The organism is Actinosynnema sp. CA-299493 (genome assembly GCF_050946825.1).
Lineage (GTDB): Bacteria > Actinomycetota > Actinomycetes > Mycobacteriales > Pseudonocardiaceae > Actinosynnema.
The window spans coordinates 3,842,848-3,861,288 of the sequence record NZ_CP191993.1; the positions used below are offsets into that span (position 1 = coordinate 3,842,848).

Consider the following 18,441-nt stretch of genomic DNA (forward strand, 5'->3'; position numbering starts at 1 on the left):
GCGACCGGGAATGACTCAACCCAGCGACGAGTCGAACACCACCAAGACCGACAAGAACGGCGCGGTGTACCCGACCGGCGATGGGGGCAGCAGAGCCGACTACGACACCATGGACTGGAAGTCCATCCAGGCCGTGATCACCGGCAACGCCGCGGTCGGCAAGCGCCACGCCAACGGCCAGCCGATCGACCAGGCGGCGGTCGACGCTCGGGCGAGGGGTGTGTCCGACCCGGCGTCGCTCTGGCAGGCCGCGACCAACCTGCGGTGGGTCCAGGAAGCCCTGTCGATGGTCGCCCTCAGCCTCGAACAGCAGGTCACGGCGCTCACCGGTGAGGACGGCGCCTGGCGCGGCCCGGCGTCCGAGGCGTTCCGCACCGTGATGAAGCCGTTCATCGAGTCCTTCGCCAACGCCGCCGACCAGATCGCCGGTGGCATCACCGGATCGAGGTCGGCGCCGGCACAGCTCTGGGACGCGGGCAACTACCTCGAATGGGCCCGGCGGACCGTCTGGGAGATCAACCGCCACTACGCCGCCGAGATCGTGCGCATCGCCAACGCGTACGACGGCGCCGAGACGCAGGTCGACCCCCGGACCGGTCAGCCGATCATCGACCCCAACGGCGCGCAGACCAGCATCCGGTACCGGATGAGCAACGGCAACATCTGGATCAACTGGAACAAGCAGGTCGTCGAGATGATGTCCAACGACATGCGCGTCGTGCTCAAGACGCTGGCCGGCCAGTACGAGCACGTGGACATCAAGGTCAAGCCGGACGTGGTCACCATGCCGCAGAGCGGCAACGGACCGAACAGCAACGGACCGAACACCGAACTGCCGCCGTACCCCAAGCCACCCCCGTTCGAGTTCCCGCCGTTCCCCCCGCCGCCGGCGGCGGGACCGCCGCCGTCCCAACCCCCGCCGGTCTCCGTCCCCCCGCCGGTGCCCAACCCGCCGAGCATCGACGGCCCGGACCTGGGCGGTCCCGAGGGGTTCGAACCGCCGCCGCTCGAGAACAAGCAGTTCGAGACCCCGCCGCCTCCCGGGGTGGGAGCCTTCGATCCGGGCAATCCCCCCGGGACCGGTGGACTGCCCGGCCTGGACAGCCCGGAGATCGTCGGACCGGACGGACTCCCGCTGCCGAACCCCGACGCCTTCGACCCGAACGCCCCGGGCCTGAACGCCTTCGACCCGAACGCCCCGGGCCTGAACGCCTTCGACCCGAACGCCCCCGGTCTCGACGCGTTCGACCCGAACGCCCCCGGCGGACCATCGGGTGGGCTGCCCGGCGTCGTCCCGCCGATGATCAACCCGGTCACCGGCGGTCCCATGCCCGGCGTGGGCAACGTCCCCCAGCCCACGCCGTTCAAACCCGGCGCGCCCGCCGGCGGTGGTGCGACGCCGCCGGGACTGGGCGGCGCCAACCCCCCCGCGCTCGACGAGTTCGACCCCCTGGCCCCACCCGGGCTCGGCACGCCGGACGACTGGGAGACCGGCGTGCCACCGGCTCTCTCGGCGCCGAACCCCAGTGGTGCCGGTGTGCCCCCGATGATGCCGCCGATGTCTCCGATGTCGCCGCCGCAGCCGGCTTCGACGGATCGGTCCGACGCCTCAGGTCTGATCGGTGGCGAGGCCGCTCCGTGGGAGGGCGCCGGTGTGCCCGGTGTCGGTGATCCGGTGGGGCTGGCGGAGGTTCCGCCGGTCACGCCGGAGGACTGGGCCGCGCCCCAGCCGGGTGCGGTCGGCACGGGACTGGGCGCGGGTGCCGGTGTGCCCCCGATGATGCCGCCGATGTCTCCGATGTCGCCGCCGCAAGCGGCTTCGACGGATCGGTCCGACGCCTCAGGTCTGATCGGTGGCGAGGCCGCTCCGTGGGAGGGCGCCGACCTGCCGGACGTGGGCGATCCGGTGGGGCTGGCGGAGGTTCCGCCGGTCGCGTCGGAGGAGTGGGCTGCTCCTCAGCAGCAGGTTCCGGCTGGTGGTGTGCCGCCGATGATGCCTCCGGTGTCGCCGATGTCGCCGCCGCAGCCGGCTTCGACGGATCGGTCCGACGCGTCGGGTCTGATCGGTGGCGAGGCCGCTCCATGGGAGGGCGCCGGTGTGCCCGGTGTCGGTGATCCGGCGGGGTCGGCGGAGGTTCCGCCGGTCGCGTCGGAGGAGTGGGCTGCTCTTCAGCAGCAGGTTCCGGCTGGTGGTGTGCCGCCGATGATGCCTCCGGTGTCGCCGATGTCGCCGCCGCAGCCGGCTTCGACGGATCGCTCCGACGCGTCGGGCCTCATCCTCGGCGAAACCACCCCCTGGGCGGGCGTCGACCTGCCGAGCGGGGAGGACCCGCAGGACCAGGCGGTAATGCCGCCGGTCGCGCCGCAGGAGTGGGCCGCGACCCCGCCGGACCCGGTGACCACGCCGAGTGCCGATCCGGTCACGACGCCCGTCGCGGAGCCGACGGCCCCGGTCGGCGCCGGTCCGAGCCTGCCCCCGGAGGTCTCGGGACCGCCCGGAACGGTTGCGCCGCAGGCTGTTCCGCCACCGGTCGCCGTCGCGGCGCCGGCGCCTCCCTCCGCGGCGTCCCCTGTGGTCGTGCCGCCGGTCGTCCCGCTGCCCGTCCCGCCGACCGCCGCGCAACCACCCGCGGCCCAGCCGTCCGCCCCGCCGACGGGTGCCCAGCCGCCGGCCGCGCAACCGCCCGCGCAGCCCGGCCCTCCGTCGGGCCGCGCGGGCGGCGAGGGTGCCGGGACCGGTGCCCGCAAGGAAGAGGCGCTCCTGCCCGGTGGGGTGCTCCTGACCGGTCAGGAGCCACCGTCGGCCACCGTTGCGACCGGCCTCGTGCCCGAGGAGCCGGAGGACGTGGTTCCCGTCGTCACGGTCGACGGCGACGAGGACACCAGCGCCTGGGGCACGGCCGGCGCGGGTGGGTTGCTGTGGCTCTCCTCCAAGTCCGCCGAGCAGGACGGGGAGGCGGACGCGGAGTTCACCCCGGACTACGCGCTGCGCGACAGCGCGCCCTGGCAGCACTCCTCCACCACCGCCGTCCGCCCGGTGCCGCAGCACGTCGTGCGGTCCGACGGGGGCCACTCCATCCCGCGTCCCTACTTCCCCACCGACGACGTGCCGATGGCCGGTGAGCAGGAGCCGCCCGAGGAGCCCGACGTGGTCGAGGACGAGGGCGAGGAAGACGGCGAGGAACCGGAGCGCGCCGCGATCGACTTGCTCAAGCAGGACGAGCGGGCGTGGGGCACACCGGCGTCCAGGGCGCCCGGGGTCATCGAATGAGCACCACTACGGTCAAGCGGAGACCCCGCACGGCGGGCCCCGAACTGCCCGAGGGGCAGGAAGAGCTCCAGGAACCGCCGGTGATGCCGGAACCGGCGGCACGGGACTTCAGCTCCGTGCTGATGTTCATCCCGATGGCGATCGGCCCGATCGCGATGATCCTGGTGTTCTCCTCGGCGGGCACGGGTGGTGGTGGGTCCCCGCTCGTCTACGTGATGGGCGGCGCGATGGGCATCGCCATGGTCACGATGGGCCTGAGCCAGCTCGGCCGGGCCGGCGCGGAGCGCAAGCGCAAGCTCAACTCCGAGCGCCGCGACTACCTGCGCTACATCGACCAGCTGCGCACCCGCGCCCGCAAGACCGCCGACACCCAGCGCGCCGCCGTGGCGTGGAACAACCCGGACCCTTCCTGGCTGTGGTCGATCGCCTCCGGACCTCGCCTCTGGGAGCGGCGCGGCAGCCACGACGACTTCGCCCGCGTGCGCATCGGCCTGGGCACGCAGCACGCGGCGATGGAGTTCACCCCGCCCACGACCAAGCCGATCGAAGACCTGGAGCCGCTGTCGGCGATCTCGTTGCGGCGCTTCGGCGAGACCTACCGCACGGTGGGCGGCATCCCGATCTCGGTGGGGCTGCGCAGCTTCACCAGCGTGGAGTTCGCCGGCGACCCGGTCGCCGCGGTCGGTCTGGTGCGGGCCTTGCTCGGCCAGCTCACGACCTTCCACGCACCGGACGAGCTGCGCGTCGCGGTGCTCACCGGCGAGGCGGACCGGGCGGTGTGGGACTGGGTGAAGTGGTTGCCGCACAACGCCCACGCGACCACCCACGACGCCAGCGGCCCGCTGCCCGTGGTGGCCTGCGACCACGACGAGCTGATGGCCGTGCTCGGCCCGGAGGTCACCGGGCGGGGGGAGCACGACAAGTCCGCGTTCCCGAGCGTCACCGAGCCGTTCGTGGTCGTCGTCGCCCACTTGGCCCACATCCCCGACTCCTCGCCCCTGTTCGGCGGCGGCCTGCGCAACACCGTGCTGCTCGACATCACCGGCGTGATGCCCGGTGGGGCCAAGGTGCTGCGCCTGACCTGCCAGGACGGGCGGGTCGAGTTCGCGGTGGGCGACGGGTCGGGCTCCGCGACGGCCGACACCCTCAGCGCGGCGCGTGCCGAGTCGCTGGCCCGGCTGATCGCGCCCAAGCGCACCAGCGGCACCGTGGACGTGGTCGAACGGCCCTTCGAGTCCGACTTCGAGCTCACGACCCTGTTGGGCGTCCGCGATCCGCACACCTTCGACGTGGCCGCCCAGTGGCGGCTCAAGACCCCGCAGCGCGCGCGGTTGCAGGTGCCGATCGGTGTCACCGAGGACGGCGAGGTCGTCGAACTGGACCTGAAGGAGTCGGCGCAGGGCGGCATGGGCCCGCACGGCATGTTGATCGGCGCGACCGGCTCCGGCAAGAGCGAGCTGCTGCGCACCCTGGTGTGCGCGTTGGTGGCCACGCACTCCTCGGAAGTGCTCAACCTGGTGCTGGTCGACTTCAAGGGCGGCGCGACGTTCCTGGGCATGGACAAGCTGCCCCACACCTCGGCCATGATCACCAACCTGGCCGACGAGCTGCCCCTGGTCGACCGGATGCAGGACTCCCTCAACGGCGAGATGATCCGTCGCCAGGAGCTGCTGCGCGAGAGCGGCCACGCCTCGCTGTTCGAGTACGAGAAGGCGCGCTTGGCGGGCAGCCCGCTGCCGCCGCTGCCGACGCTGCTGGTCGTGGTGGACGAGTTCAGCGAACTGCTGGGCAGCAAGCCCGAGTTCATGGAGCTGTTCGTCTCCATCGGCCGCCTGGGCCGCAGCCTCGGCGTGCACCTGCTGCTGGCCTCCCAGAGGCTGGACGAGGGCCGCATCCACCGCGTCGAGGGCCACCTGTCCTACCGGATCGCGCTGCGCACGTTCTCCTCGATGGAGTCGCGCAGCGTCATCGGCGTGGGTGACGCCTACGAGCTGCCCTCCGCGCCCGGCAACGGCTACCTCAAGGTCGACACCACCACCCTCGTGCGGTTCAAGAGCGCCTACGTCTCCGGGCCCACCGCCGTCGCGGCCCCCGACGGCACGCCGGTCGCCGACGTCGCCCCGCCCGACGACGTGGTCCCCTTCCACACCCACGTCCACCCGCTGCTGCACGTGCCCACGACCGTCGGGGAGGAGGTCGAGGCCACGCCGAAGAAGCCCGAGGTCGCCGAGGACGCGCCCAGCCTGGCCGAGGTGCTCATCGACCGGTTGGCCGGGGCCGGGCCCGCCGCGCGCCAGGTGTGGTTGCCCCCGTTGGCCCAGGCGCCCAGCCTGGACACCTTGCTGCCCAGCGTGCTGCCCGACCCCGAACTGGGGATGAGCGTGCTGGACCCGGCGGTGCGCGGCCGGCTGCGCATCCCCGTCGGCGTGGTGGACCGCCCCTACGAGCAGGTGCGCGAACTGCTGGCCGCCGACCTGTCCGGTTCGGACGGCCACGTCGGCGTCGTGGGCGCCCCGCAGACCGGCAAGTCCACGCTGCTGCGCACCCTCGTCCTGGCGCTCGCGGTCACCCACACCCCGCAGGAGGTCCAGTTCTACGCGCTGGACTTCGGCGGTGGCGGCCTGATGTCGATCAGCGGTCTGCCGCACGTCGGCTCGATCGCCACCCGCATGGAGCGTGACCGGGTCAACCGCACCGTGCAGGAGGTCACCCAGGTCATGGAGCGGCGCGAGCAGGCGTTCGCCGAGCGCGGCTTCGAGTCGATGAACGCCTACCGCGAGGCCCGCCGCACCGGGCGGATCGACGACCCCCACGGCGACGTGTTCCTCGTCATCGACGGCTGGTTCACCCTCCGCCAGGACTACGGCGACCTGGAGAGCAGCCTCACCGAGATCGCTGCCCGCGGCCTGTCCTTCGGCATCCACCTCGTGGTCAGCTCCACCCGCTGGTCGGAGATCCGCCCGTGGCTGCGCGACGTGCTGGGCACCCGGTTCGAGCTGAGGCTGGGCGATTCGATGGAGTCGGAGGTGCAGGGCCGCAAGGCCGCCACCGTTCCCAACCAGCCCGGTCGCGGCCTCACCAGCTCCGGCTTCCACTTCCTCGCCGCGCTGCCCCGCCTGGACGGCAGTTCGGACACCGACGACCTGACCGCGGTCACCAAGGGCATCGCCGAGGAGGTGCGCACGTTCTGGCCCGGCCGCAGCGCGCCCGGCGTGCGGCTGCTGCCGATGAAGCTGCCGGTGGTCGACCTGCCCGCACCGGAGGGCGACCTGCGGATCTGCCTGGGGCAGGACGAGCAGCGGCTCGCCCCGGTGTGGCACGACTTCTCGGTCGTGCCGCACCTCATCGCGATGGGCGACGCGGAGACCGGCAAGACCAACGCCCTGCGCCTGGTGCTGCGCTCGGTCGTGCAGGGCTACCGGCCCGACCAGGCCAAGGTGGTGCTGGGCGACGCGCAGCGCGACCTCGACGGGATCGTGCCCGACGACTACCTCATCGGGCACGCCGTCGGTGTGGACGCGCTGGCCGACCTGGCGAACAAGGCCGCGGTGTCGCTGCACAAGCGCATCCCCGGCGCCGACATCTCCTCCGAGCGGCTGCGCCGGCGCGACTGGTGGGACGGGCCCCAGCTGTTCGTCGTGGTCGACGACTACGAGCTGATGGGTGCGGGCCTGGGCGCCGGGACGCCGCTGGACGCGCTGCTGCCGATGCTCGCCCAGGGCGTGCACATCGGTTTCCACCTGGTCGTCGCCCGCAGCAGTGCCAACGCCCTGAGAGGCATGATGGACCCCGTCCTGCGCAGGCTCTGGGAACTGGGCACCCCCGCCCTGCTGTTCTCCTACCCCAAGGAGGAGGGCAAGTTCCTCGGCGAGGCCGCGCCGCGCACGTTGCCGCCCGGCCGGGCCCAGCTCGTCACCCGCCGCGGCATCCGGCTCGTGCAGACCGGTTTCGTGCCCGTGCCCCAGTTCGCCGGGGACCGGTCGTGACCGCCGGGGCGGCGCTGTGCCGCGTCACCGTGACCGGGCCCGGGGGGCGTGCCGACCTGGCCGTGCCCGTGGCGACCACCGTGGTCGACCTGATCCCGATGCTGGTGCGGCACGTCGTCCCCGAGGACGAGCGGAACACCGACTACGGCTCGTGGGTGCTGCAGCGCGTGGGGGAGGCCCCGCTCGACCCGGACGGCACGCCGGAGACGCTGGACTGGCTCGACGGCGACCAGTTCCACCTGGTGCCCGCGCAGGACCCGCTGCCGGAACTGGACTTCGACGACGTGGCCGAGGGGATGGCCACCGTGATCGGCCGGCAGGGCGACCGGTGGACCGACACAGCCAACCGCAGGCTGTTCCTCACCCTGGCCGCAGTGGTGTTGTCCACCGCGGGCGCGGCGCTGGTCGTCGCACCCGACCGCGCCGCGCTCGCGCCCGCCGCCGCCGTGCTGGCGGTGCTGCTGACCGTCGCCTCGCTGGTGGTGGCCAAGACCAAGGGCGACCGCCCGCTGGCGGCCGTCGTCGGTGTCACGGGCTGCGGGTTCGCCTGGCTCGCCGGCCTGACCGGGCTGGCCGACGGCGGCGCGCCCACCCCGGTCGGTGCGCTGGTCGGCGCCGTCGCCGCGGTCGCCTGCTCGGTGCTGCCCCTGGCCCTGCAACGGCTCGTGGTGCGCGACCTGCCGGTGGTGCCCTTCGGCGTGGTCGTCGTCGCGGGCGCCGGCGCCCTGCTCGCCGGCTGGCTGCACCTGGGCCTGGAGCTGGACGGGGCGCAGACCGCCGCCGTGCTCGGTGCCGCGTTCTTCCTGATCACCCTGTTCACGCCCAAGATCGCGACCCGGGCCGCCCGGCTGCGCGGACCGCAGCTGCCGCGCACCGCCGACGAACTCCAGATCGACGTCGAACCGGAGCCCGCGGCCGACCTGGGCGCGCGCACCCGGCAGGCCGACCACTACCTCACCATGCTCGCCGTCGGCACGGCCCTGGTGATCGCGGCGGTCGTGCCCGTCCTGCTCGACGGGGGCGACTGGGCGCGGCACGTGCTGGCCGGCCTGCTCACCTCACTGGTGCTGCTGCGCGCCCGGGAGTTCCGCAACGTCGTGCAGCGCACCGCCCTGGCCGCCGCGGGCGCGTGGGGCGGGGTGCTCCAGGTCATCGTCCTGCTCGCGCCGCTCGACGTGGTGTGGCGGATCACCTCCCTGGTGGGCCTGCTGGGCGTGGCGGGGCTGCTCGTGGCGGCGGCGCTGCGCCCGCTGCACCGCCGCGCCCTGCCCCTGTGGGCGCACCTGGCCAACGTGCTGGAGATCTGCGCGGGCATCGCGGTCGTGCCGGTGCTGCTGCAGGTCCTGCACGTGTACGCCTGGGCTCGCGGATTGGCCGGGTGAGCCGCCGTGCAGACCCAACGCGACCACCTGCACGCCTACCAGACGATGGTCGGGCGGATGAGTTCCGCGCTGCTGCTCGGGGACACCAGCCACGGTGAGCCGCCCGCCAGGCGGGCGCTGTTCGGGCTGGTCATGGGTGTGGTGCTGGCGCTGTTGATCGGCGTCGGGTTCGGCGTCTACGGCCTGATCAAGCCGGGCGGGTCGCAGGCGTGGCGCAAGCCCGGCGCCGTGCTCGTGGAGGAGGAGACCGGTGCGCTCTACGTGCACCGCGACGGTGTTCTCCTGCCGGTGTCCAACCACGCCTCGGCCCTGCTGCTGGTCGGGGCGAGCGCACGCGTGGAGACCATCAAGCGCGCGTCGCTGGTCGGCCTGCCCAGAGGTCCGGAGATCGGCATCCCCGGAGCGCCCGACGCGGTGCCCGCCCGTGACGCGCTCGCCGGCGGGCCGTGGCTGCTGTGCCTGGCCCGTTCCGGCGGTGGGATGGGCTGGAACCTGTTGCCCGGCACGCCGTCCGCCGACGCCGGGGACGACCGGCACCTGTGGGTCGCCACCGAGACCGGCGAGCAGTACCTCGTGTGGCGCGACCGCAAGCACCGGCTGGCCGACGACACCGTCCCCGTCGCGCTGGGCCTGGAAGCGGGACCACCGCGCACCGCGCCCACCGCGTGGCTGGACGTGGTGCCCGAAGGACCGGTGATCGCCGCCGCCGTGATCCCCGACGACGGCCGCCCCGGCCCCGAGGTCGGCGGTGCCCGGCGCCGGGTGGGCGACTTGTTCGAGCAGGCCGCGCCCGGCGGCGGCACCCGCCACTTCGTGCTGCGAGCCGACGGCCTCGCGCCGCTGTCGCGCACCGAGGCGGCCCTGGTGCAGGCCAGGTTCGGCCGCCCGGCCGAGCCGTTGGACACCGGCGCGCTCGCCGCCGCGCCGCACTCCCCGGACACCTCGCTCGTCGACCGCCTGCCCGACCTCGTCGGCACCGCGCCGCTGGTCGAGCGGTCGGGCCCGGAACGCGCCGTGTGCCTGCGCCAGCAGCCCGACGGAACCCGCGTGGACAGTCGCCTGGTGACCGCGGACCCCGAACAGGCGCCACCCGCCACCGCCCGCACCGCGGCGCTGCTCAAGCCTGCCGCCGGCCTGCTGGCCGCCGCCGTGCCCGTGGCTCAGGGGCGCACGCCCGACCGCTACCTGATCACCGATCAGGGCGTGAAGTACTCGTTGCCCGACGACGCCTCCGTGGCGGCGCTGGGGTTCGGCGGCGTGCCGCCGGTCCCCGTGCCCGACGGCGTGCTCGCCTCGGTGCCCAGCGGCCCGACGCTCTCCAGCGCCGCGGTCGGTGTGGTGGAGAAGGGACGGAGCTGACATGACCCGGGTAGTGGGACGCCGCGCCGAATCCGGCGGCGGTGTGGAGATGACCAGCCGGATGATCGGCAACGCCCTCGTGGTCCACCCGCGCGACCAGTTGACCGCCGAGGCGCGCAACCTGGCCCTCGACGTGGCCGCCGACCCCCAGTACGACCTCGTCGTGGTCGACCTGCCCACCGGCAGCCCGATCGCGGCGTGGGAGTCGGTGGCCGACCTGATGCCCAGACCCCGGCGCGGCGTGCGCATCGTCATCGGCGGTCGGTCGCGCGAGACCACCGCGCTGGCGGGGCAGTGGCTCGCCGAACGCCTCAACCGCCCGGTCGTCGCGCCCGACGGGGTGATCGTGCCGGGCGTCGGCGGGTCGCTGTTCGTCGACGACGGCCGCCGCACCGGGTGGATCAGGTTCCAGCCCGGCAAGGCGCCCCGTTGGGACTCCAAGAGGTTCCCCAAACCCGACTGGGAGTCCGAGGACCTGGCCGAGGCGTCCGCCACCAGCGCCATCGGCATCGCCGAACCGGTGAGCGGAGGTATCTGGATCCGCCCGACGGGCGACGAGGGCAAGGTGCGGGCGCACCGCACCAGGCTCCACGAGAACCTGCCGTGCCAGGCCGATGTGCTGACCCTGGTGCTCGGGTGCCCCGACGCCCCGGCGATCTCGTTCGACGACGTCGCCCGCTTCTGGACCGGACTGCCCAAGTCGGTCCGGGTGAAGACCCGGCTGCTGCGCTACGGCAGGCTCTCCGACGCGGACGGCGACTCCTCCGCGCAGGCCCTCGCCGACTTCATCGGCGAGGACCTGGTCTGGTACACCGGCCTGCCCGTCGGCGCGGTCGTCGACCCCGACGTCTACACCATCCGCCCCAACGGCGTCCTGGGCTGGCGCAGCAACGCGCGCGAGCTCGGGTACTCGCCGGGTTCGGGCGACGGGACCGCGCTGCCCCGGCTGGTCAGCCACCGCCCGCCGGTCGCGGGGGTGTCCGAAGTCGGGCCCGCCGTCTACTGGTACGCGCCGGACGCGGTCGTGGAGGTCGTGCAGGCCGGGCTCTGGGTGCGCCCGTCGGAGGAACCGCCGCACGCCCAGTCCGTGCGCGCCACGCCGCTGGACCCCGAGCGCCACCTGATGCTGTTCGACGCGACGAGCGAGGCCGTCGAGGCGCGGATGCGGCTGCTGGCCGAGGACCTGGTCGCCCGCCTGGACCCGACGACGCGCTACCTGAGCGACCTCGTCCCCGTGCGGGGGCAGGCCCCGGTGCGCGCCGCGGGTCGCGGTCGTGCGCACGCCGGACTGGACCAGGACGTCGAGAACCACTCCGATGCCCAGGCGGCACCGGATCCGCAGACCTCCGCCGACCCGCGGACGTCGCCGGAGCGCGCGCCGGACGGGGAGGCGGTCCGGCAGTCGGGCATCGGGCAACGCCTCGGGACGGCGGACCTCGGCTCCGCGCCGGAGCACCTCCTCGTCGCCGCGGGTCCGGAGCTGCCCGGCTCCGCGTTTCCCGGTCCCGCGGTCGCGGAACCGGGGAACGCCGCACCGCCGGCGTCGCCCGCCCTTCCCGGGCCCAAGCCGGGGGTGGCGCTGTCGGAACTGTCGGAGGACAGCGGTCCGACCGCTGCGCCCGTCGTCCCCGCGTCACCGGCCCTCCCGCCCACGGGCTTCGCCCCGTCAGCCGGTCCTCGGCTCGCGCCGACGGCCGGCGATCCGGCTCCGGTCGCCCCCGCTCCGGTCACCGCTCCACCTCCGGCGCTCGGGCCGGCCGTCGTGCCGTCCACCAGCCCGCCACCCGGCGCGCTACCCCCGGTCGGCGCGCCCCCGGTCTCACCGCCGCCCGCCGCCACGCTCCCCGTCGCGTCACCCGTGCCCACCGCCACGTCCGCTCCCGTCGCACCGGCCGGCAGCACCACCGCCACGGGCACCGGCGTCGGCAACACCGAACCCGGCGGCACGCCCGAGACCGCCCGGCCCATCCGCGCCACCGGGGTGCAGCCGGTGCCCGCCGCGTCGGCCGCCGCCGTGGTGCCCAAGCGCGGGCTGGAGGAGGAGCGGGCCTGGCTGCGCCGCACGCTCAACCAGCAGTTCGCGTCGGTCGCGAACTCCGTCGCCCGCGTGCTGTCCGAGCACCCCAGCTTCCAGGGCTCCACCGGTCGCTCGTCGGACCTGCTCACCGACGCGGTGGCGGTCCGGCTCTACCTGTCGCCGGACGGCGACGGCGTGGACGCCGCCCTGCGCTCGGCGCAGGTGGGGCCGCACGTGCCGTTCGCGCGCTGCGCGGTCTCCGGGCTGACCCGGCTCCCCTCGCACCGGGGCATCGCGGTGATCACCGCGTCGCTCACCGAACACGAGCTGGAGCTGTACCGGGGCCGGAAGTTCCTCACCGAGTGGGGCTTCCTCAACGCCCTCTCCGCGCCGTGCGCCCGGCACGAGGGTGAGGTGGACGTGCTGCTGTGGTCGATGACCGGCCGCCGCACGCGGATGCTGGAACCCGACGTCGGAGCCGTGCCCGACCGGGTGCTGTTCGTGCCGGGCACCAGCTTCAAGGTGCTCGGCGTCACCGAACCCGCCGACGGCGCCCGCGGCCAGGTGCTGCTGCGCGAACTGGCCGCGGGCGAGGTCGACTCGAACGGCCGGGTGGACCGCAACCGGGTGTCGCTGGACGAGCTGGCGGTGACCGCGCTGCGCACCGCCGCGGACAAGTGGGCGAAGGCCGAGCGCGTCGCGCGCACCCCGGAGGGCTCGGCACCCCGGTTCCAGGCGTTGCCGGGACTGGTCTGACGTGCCGAACGGGAGAGGTTGCAGGAGATGAACCGACAGTTGCTGGTGGTGGCGCAGAACAGGTCGGACGCGTACCCGACCATCGGCGCCGCCCTCGCGGACGCCCGCGACGGGGCGATGATCAGCGTGCTGCCGGGCCGCTACGACGAGAACCTGGTGCTCACCAGGGTGGTCACGCTCACCGCCGAGGAGGGCCTCGGCACCGTGGAGGTGCGCGCGGCCACCGGCAGCGCCGTGGTGGTGGACGCCGAGGCGGTGCGGCTGACCGGCCTGGTCGTGACCGGGACGGCGCCCGACGCCGCGGCGCTGGACGCCCGGCGCGGCGAGGTCGCGCTCGACGGCTGCCGGGTGTCCAGCGCCTCCTGGGCGGCGGTGCTGGCCCGGGGAGGCGGCCGGGTGTCGCTGCGGGGCTGCGCGCTCACCGCCGCGGGCGGCGCCGGGCTCGTGATCACCTCGTCCGCGCAGAGCAGCGTCGAGGACAGCGAGGTCGCCGACACCGGCTCCTCGGGCGTGGTCGTGGCCGAGGACGGCGCGCTGGTGATGCGCCGGGTCCGGGTGCTGCGCGCGGGCGGCAACGGCATCTGCGTCAACGGGCGTGCCCGCGCGCTGGTCGAGGACTGCGAGGTCGTCGGCACGAGCAAACCCGCCGTGGTGGTGGAGAACGAGGCCGCCGTCGACGTCCGCGGACTTGTCGTCGGTGACAGCGAGAGCCTCGACCTGTACGTGACGAGCACCGGCCGGGTGACCGTGACCGGGTCGCGGTTCACCGGCGCGGGGGTGCAGTCCGCGCACCTCGCGGGCGCCACCCAGCCCGTCCTGAAGGACTGCCTGTTCACCGGGGCGGGGCGCAACGCCGTCCAGGTCACCGGCACCGCCGCGCCCCGCTTCGAGGACTGCCGGGTGGAGGACAGCCCGGTCGGGGTGGTCGCCGACGGGCAGGCCGCGCCCAGGTTCACCAAGCTGTGGGTCGGCGGCACGACGCACGGTGCGGTGCTCGTGCGCGCGGACGCCCGCGCCGAGGTCCGGGAGCTGCGCGCGGAGCCGGCGTCCGGTCCGGTGCTGGTCGTCCGGGACCGGTCCGCGCTGGCGCTGACCGACGCCGACGTCGTGGCCGGCGACGGCGTCGGCCTCGACCTGGCCGACGAAGCCCGCGCGGAGGTCGCCGACCTGCGGCTGGCCGGCCGGGCCGAGCACCTGGTGCGGGTCGGTGACCGGTCCCGGGTGGCGCTGGCGTCCGCGCTGCTGCGCGGCGGCGGTCTGCTGGTGGAAGCCGGCGCCGAAGCCGAGGTGCGCGACAGCGAGGTCGTCGGGTCCGCCGCGGACGGCCTGGAGGTCGTGGGCGGCACGCTGCACGCCGTCCGCTGCCGGGTCCGCGACGCCCGCCGCCACGGCGTCCACGTGCACGACGGCGGCCGGCTGGACGTGCGCGAGAGCGAGGTCACCGGCAGCGCGGGCGACGGTGTGCTGCTGGACACCGAGGAGAACGCCGCGGTCGTCGACTGCACCGTCACCGGCAGCGGCGGCACCCCCGTGCACCGGCGCGTCGAGCACGACCGGCTCACCGTCTCCGGCCTGGTCACCGGCGAGCGGCAGGTGGCCGTCGGCGTGGTGGCCTCCCCGGAACCGGTCGCGACGGGCGGCGGTGGCACGGGGCTGCCCGGCTTCCCCGGCGCCGAGGGCGAGGACGGCCGGCCGGTCGCCCTGGACGGTCCGCTGGCCGAGCTGGACGGGCTGATCGGCCTGCACGGGGTGAAGCAGGAGGTCATCGGCCTGATCAACCTGATCAGGATGAGCCAGCGCCGCAAGGAGCTGGGTCTGCCCATGCCGCCGATGAGCCGGCACCTGGTGTTCGCGGGCCCTCCGGGCACCGGTAAGACGACGGTGGCCCGGCTCTACGGCTCGGTGCTGGCGGAGTTGGGGATCCTGTCGCGCGGGCACATGGTCGAGGTCGCGCGGGCCGACCTGGTCGCCCAGTACATCGGTGCCACCGCCATCAAGACCGCCGAGGTGGTCACCAAGGCGATGGGCGGGGTGCTGTTCATCGACGAGGCGTACACCCTGTCGAGCCAGTCGGGCGGCAGCGGCCCGGACTTCGGCCAGGAGGCCATCGACACGCTGATGAAGATGATGGAGGACCACCGCGACGAGATCGTGGTCATCGTCGCGGGCTACTCCGAGCTGATGGAGAAGTTCCTCGCCTCCAACCCCGGCCTGGCCTCCCGCTTCACCCGCACCGTCGAGTTCCCGAACTACAGCGTCGAGGAACTGGTCACCATCACCGCCAACCTGTGCCGCAAGCACTACTACGAGCTGTCCGACGACGCGGTGCGGGCGCTGGGCGACTACTTCGACCGGGTGCCCAAGAACGACACCTTCGGCAACGGCCGCGTCGCCCGCAAGCTGTTCGAGGCGATGGTCAACAACCAGGCCTCCCGGCTGGCGAACCAACCGCCCGCCAAGGACTCCGAGTTCAACCGGCTCACCGACGCCGATCTCGTCCCGGAACTCGCCGCCCTCGGCCAGGCCGCGCCGTCCACCGGACCGCCCGACGCGAACGTCGACCCGACGGCGGCGCTGGCCGCCAGCCGCTCCTGGCGGCGCGTGAGCGAGCTGCACGGTGTGGACGACGTGCGCGAGGCGCTGGGCCGCGCCGTGCTGCGGCTGTGCGGGCTCAAGCAGCGGCGCAGGCCCCTGGCCCGGCAGGCGAGCGCGGTGCTCACCGGCCCGCGCGGCACCGGCCGCAGCGAGGTGGCCCGGCTCTACGCCCAGGCGCTGTCCGAGCTGGACCTGGTCGACACCGGGCACGTGGTGCGCCTCGCGGTCGGCCCCGACCTGTGCCCCCGCTGGCCCGGTCAGGCCGGCAGTCTGGTCGGCCGGGCGTTCGCGGACGCCGCCGGCGGGGTCCTCGTGCTCGACGCCGACACCGGCTGGCCCACCGACGCGCCGGAACTGCGCGCCGAGGCCGCCGAAGCGCTGGCCGACGCGATGCGCCGGGACGCGAACGACGTCGTCGTGCTGCTGCTGGGGGAGCGGACCGCGGTGCGCGCGCTGCTGGCGCTGAACCAGGGGCTGTCCGAGGGCTTCGCCGAGGCGTGGCAGTTCACCGAGCACCGGGTGGACGACCTGGTGCGGATGGCCGTGCGGCACCTGGCCCGACACGGCCACGAGGTGCCCGACGACGCGGTGGCCGCGCTGCGCGCCCGGTTGGAGGGCTCGGGCGACCGCACGGCCAGGGGCGCCCACCGGCTCGCCGACCACCTCGCCGCCACGGCCGCCTCGCGCACCCTCACCGCCGCCGACCTGAGGTCCCCGGCCTCCGGGGGCCTGGCCGCGGTGGGCTGATCGGGCAACCCGCCGTTCTCCATCGGGCCGACCACTCCCATCGCGGTTGAACCCCCTTCCCCGCCCGAGCCACTGTTGACCAGGAGGTCACCGTGTCCACTCCGCACACCGAACAGCTCGATCAGTTGCTCGCGCAGTTCCAGGAACAACAACGCGCACTGGTGGAGACGCAGCGCAAGCTGCGGGAGATCCGCGCCACCGCGACCGCGCCCCGCAACGTGGTGGCGGTGACCGTCGGGCACGGCGGTCTCGTCATCGACGTCAAGTTCCCCACCGCCGCCTACAAGCGGATGCCACCCGCGGAACTGTCGGCAGCCCTGGTGTCCACCATCACCGAAGCGCAGCGCAAGGCCGCCACCGAGGCCGCCGAGCTGATCGCGCCGCAACTGCCGCCCGGCATGGACGCCAAGGCGATGTTCTCCGGCGAGATGGACCTCGAGTCGTTCGTCATGCCGGAGTCCGGACTCCCCGAATCACTGCGCGCCGCGATGCGCACCGACGGCTGAGGAGGCTGCCATGACGGGACCGAGGGGCAACCCACCGGGCGGGGGGTCGGGCGGGTACGGGGGCCAGGCGCCACCGCCCGTGACCAAGCCGCTCGACACCCCGCCACCGGGCAGCGGCGAGCCCATGACCGTCGACACGGACAACCTGAAGACGGCAGCGGGGCTCATCCACGGCACCGCCGACCGGTTCAGGGTGGTGGGCAAGCAAATCGACAACTTGAAGTACAAAAAACCCCTCAAGAGGGAAAAGACCGATCCGTCCTGGAGGGAGTTCGAGCCGGGGTACACCAAGGCGATCGTGGGGTTGAGCACCGCCTTCACGATGATCGAGGAACTGTTCCGAGGCCTCGGCGACCAGTTGGGACTGCTCGCCAAGGCGCACGAGCAGACCGAGGAGAACAACATCCTGCTCGCGCAGGGCGTGCCGGAGTTCGGACCGCCGCCGCAGCAGAAGCACGTGCAGCCGCCGCCCGGTGGGGGTCCGCAGTCCGACACCCCGGAGGCGTACACCGGCGAGTACGTCACCGAAGGCCCGACAGCGGTGAAGACCACGCCCGGTGATCCGGTCGTCGAGGGCACGCCGCTGACCGGCGGGGCCGTCGCCGACCCGACCTTCACCTCGGTCCAACCCGTGCAACCCCCCGGGGGCGAGCAGAAGCACGTGGACCCCCAGGCCGGTGAGGGGCCGCCGCCCGGTGGGGGTCCGCAGTCCGACACCCCGGAGGCGTACACCGGCGAGTACGTCACCGAAGGCCCGACAGCGGTGAAGACCACGCCCGGTGACCCGGTCGTCGAGGGCACCCCGCTGACCGGCGGGGCCGTCGCCGACCCCACCTTCACCGCTGCTGAACCCGTGCACCCCGTGCAACCACCCGATGCCCGGCACAAGCAGGTGGAGACCGACGACCGGCCCATCGGGATCCCCCTGGTGCCGCAGGAGTTGAGGAACGCCGACGGGGAGACGATCGGCGTGCTCGCGCCCTTGGGCGCCGAGGTGCCGGACACCGGCGACCGGGTGGTGCTCACCGACGCCGACGGACAGCCCAGGGGCTTCTTCCAGCCCTACGGGGACCACACCCTGGACGAGGCGATCAGCGGTCCGATGCTGCCGGCGCTCAAGCACCCGGAAACCGTGCCGCTCCAGTTCGCCCACACCTACGGTGACGGTGACATCCCCGGCGTGCCGATGTCCCCACCCATCCCCAGCCTTGAGGGTCCGCCGATCTACACGGAAGTCCCCGAGGAGAACGTGCTGAAACCGGCGGGCGCGTCGGAGCTCTTCACCGGGGACCCACCCGATCCCCGGTCGCACGCCACCGATCCGGATTCGACGGTGGGCGTTCCCTTCTCCCGCGAAGGCGAAGAACTCGACGGCCTGACGCCCCCCGGTGGGCGTGCCGGTGAGCCGATGTCCCCCGTCCAGCCGGTCTCGTCGCAGAACCCGCCTCGGCGGGACTAGGCACGTGCTGGAGATGTGAGTCCGTCGTCCGTGGGCGCCGCGGTTCCGCACCGCGGCGCCCACGGACGTCATGCCCTCCCGTGATCCCCGCGGACCGAACCTCCCGACAAGGAAAACGCAGTGCCTGTTGATTTGGTTGCGAGTGATGGCACTAATGCGTTGGTGGTGTTGTTGGCGGGGCAGTTGTTGCCTGAGGTGGATTCTCGGGCTGCGTTTGTGTTGTCGGGTGAGTGGGTGCGGTTGGCGGGGGTGGTGGCGGGGTTGGGTGGGGCGGGTTCGGGTGCTGTGGGTTTTGTGGATGGTGGTGTGGGTGGGGTTGTGGGGCGGGGTTTTCGGGGTTTTGTGGGTGGGGTTGATTCGGTG

Annotated in this window: 8 protein-coding genes; all 8 read left to right on the plus strand. The window is 73.7% G+C overall.

Annotated features, from left to right (window positions below; all coding sequences use genetic code 11):
• Positions 1–10: 10 nt before the first annotated feature.
• The 8 genes from ACQPYE_RS17115 (at position 11) to ACQPYE_RS17150 (ending at position 18,078) form a co-directional block, all read left to right on the plus strand.
• Entirely contained in the window at positions 11–3,271 is a 3,261-nt protein-coding gene (locus tag ACQPYE_RS17115) for a hypothetical protein (RefSeq protein ID WP_498722314.1), read from the plus strand.
• On the plus strand, positions 3,268–7,257 hold the full coding sequence (gene eccCa / locus ACQPYE_RS17120) for a type VII secretion protein EccCa (protein WP_498722315.1): 3,990 nt from the start codon (positions 3,268–3,270) through the stop codon (positions 7,255–7,257). Before ACQPYE_RS17115 ends, eccCa begins: the two co-directional genes overlap by 4 nt.
• On the plus strand, positions 7,254–8,639 hold the full coding sequence (gene eccD / locus ACQPYE_RS17125; protein ID WP_498722316.1) for a type VII secretion integral membrane protein EccD: 1,386 nt from the start codon (positions 7,254–7,256) through the stop codon (positions 8,637–8,639). Before eccCa ends, eccD begins: the two co-directional genes overlap by 4 nt.
• A gap of 6 nt (positions 8,640–8,645) precedes the next feature.
• Positions 8,646–9,998, plus strand: coding sequence for a type VII secretion protein EccB (eccB, locus tag ACQPYE_RS17130; RefSeq protein ID WP_498722317.1), 1,353 nt, complete (start codon positions 8,646–8,648; stop codon positions 9,996–9,998).
• Between the two features lies 1 nt (position 9,999).
• The gene (locus tag ACQPYE_RS17135) at positions 10,000–12,771 is read left to right on the plus strand and encodes a hypothetical protein (protein WP_498722318.1); all 2,772 of its coding nucleotides are present in this window, start codon (positions 10,000–10,002) and stop codon (positions 12,769–12,771) included.
• A gap of 27 nt (positions 12,772–12,798) precedes the next feature.
• Positions 12,799–16,113 (plus strand): right-handed parallel beta-helix repeat-containing protein, encoded by a 3,315-nt coding sequence (locus tag ACQPYE_RS17140; RefSeq protein WP_498722319.1) that lies wholly within the window; start codon positions 12,799–12,801, stop codon positions 16,111–16,113.
• Positions 16,114–16,205: 92 nt separating this feature from the next.
• On the plus strand, positions 16,206–16,619 hold the full coding sequence (locus tag ACQPYE_RS17145; RefSeq protein ID WP_498722320.1) for a YbaB/EbfC family nucleoid-associated protein: 414 nt from the start codon (positions 16,206–16,208) through the stop codon (positions 16,617–16,619).
• Between the two features lie 10 nt (positions 16,620–16,629).
• On the plus strand, positions 16,630–18,078 hold the full coding sequence (locus tag ACQPYE_RS17150) for a hypothetical protein (protein WP_498722321.1): 1,449 nt from the start codon (positions 16,630–16,632) through the stop codon (positions 18,076–18,078).
• The last annotated feature ends 363 nt before the right edge of the window (positions 18,079–18,441 follow it).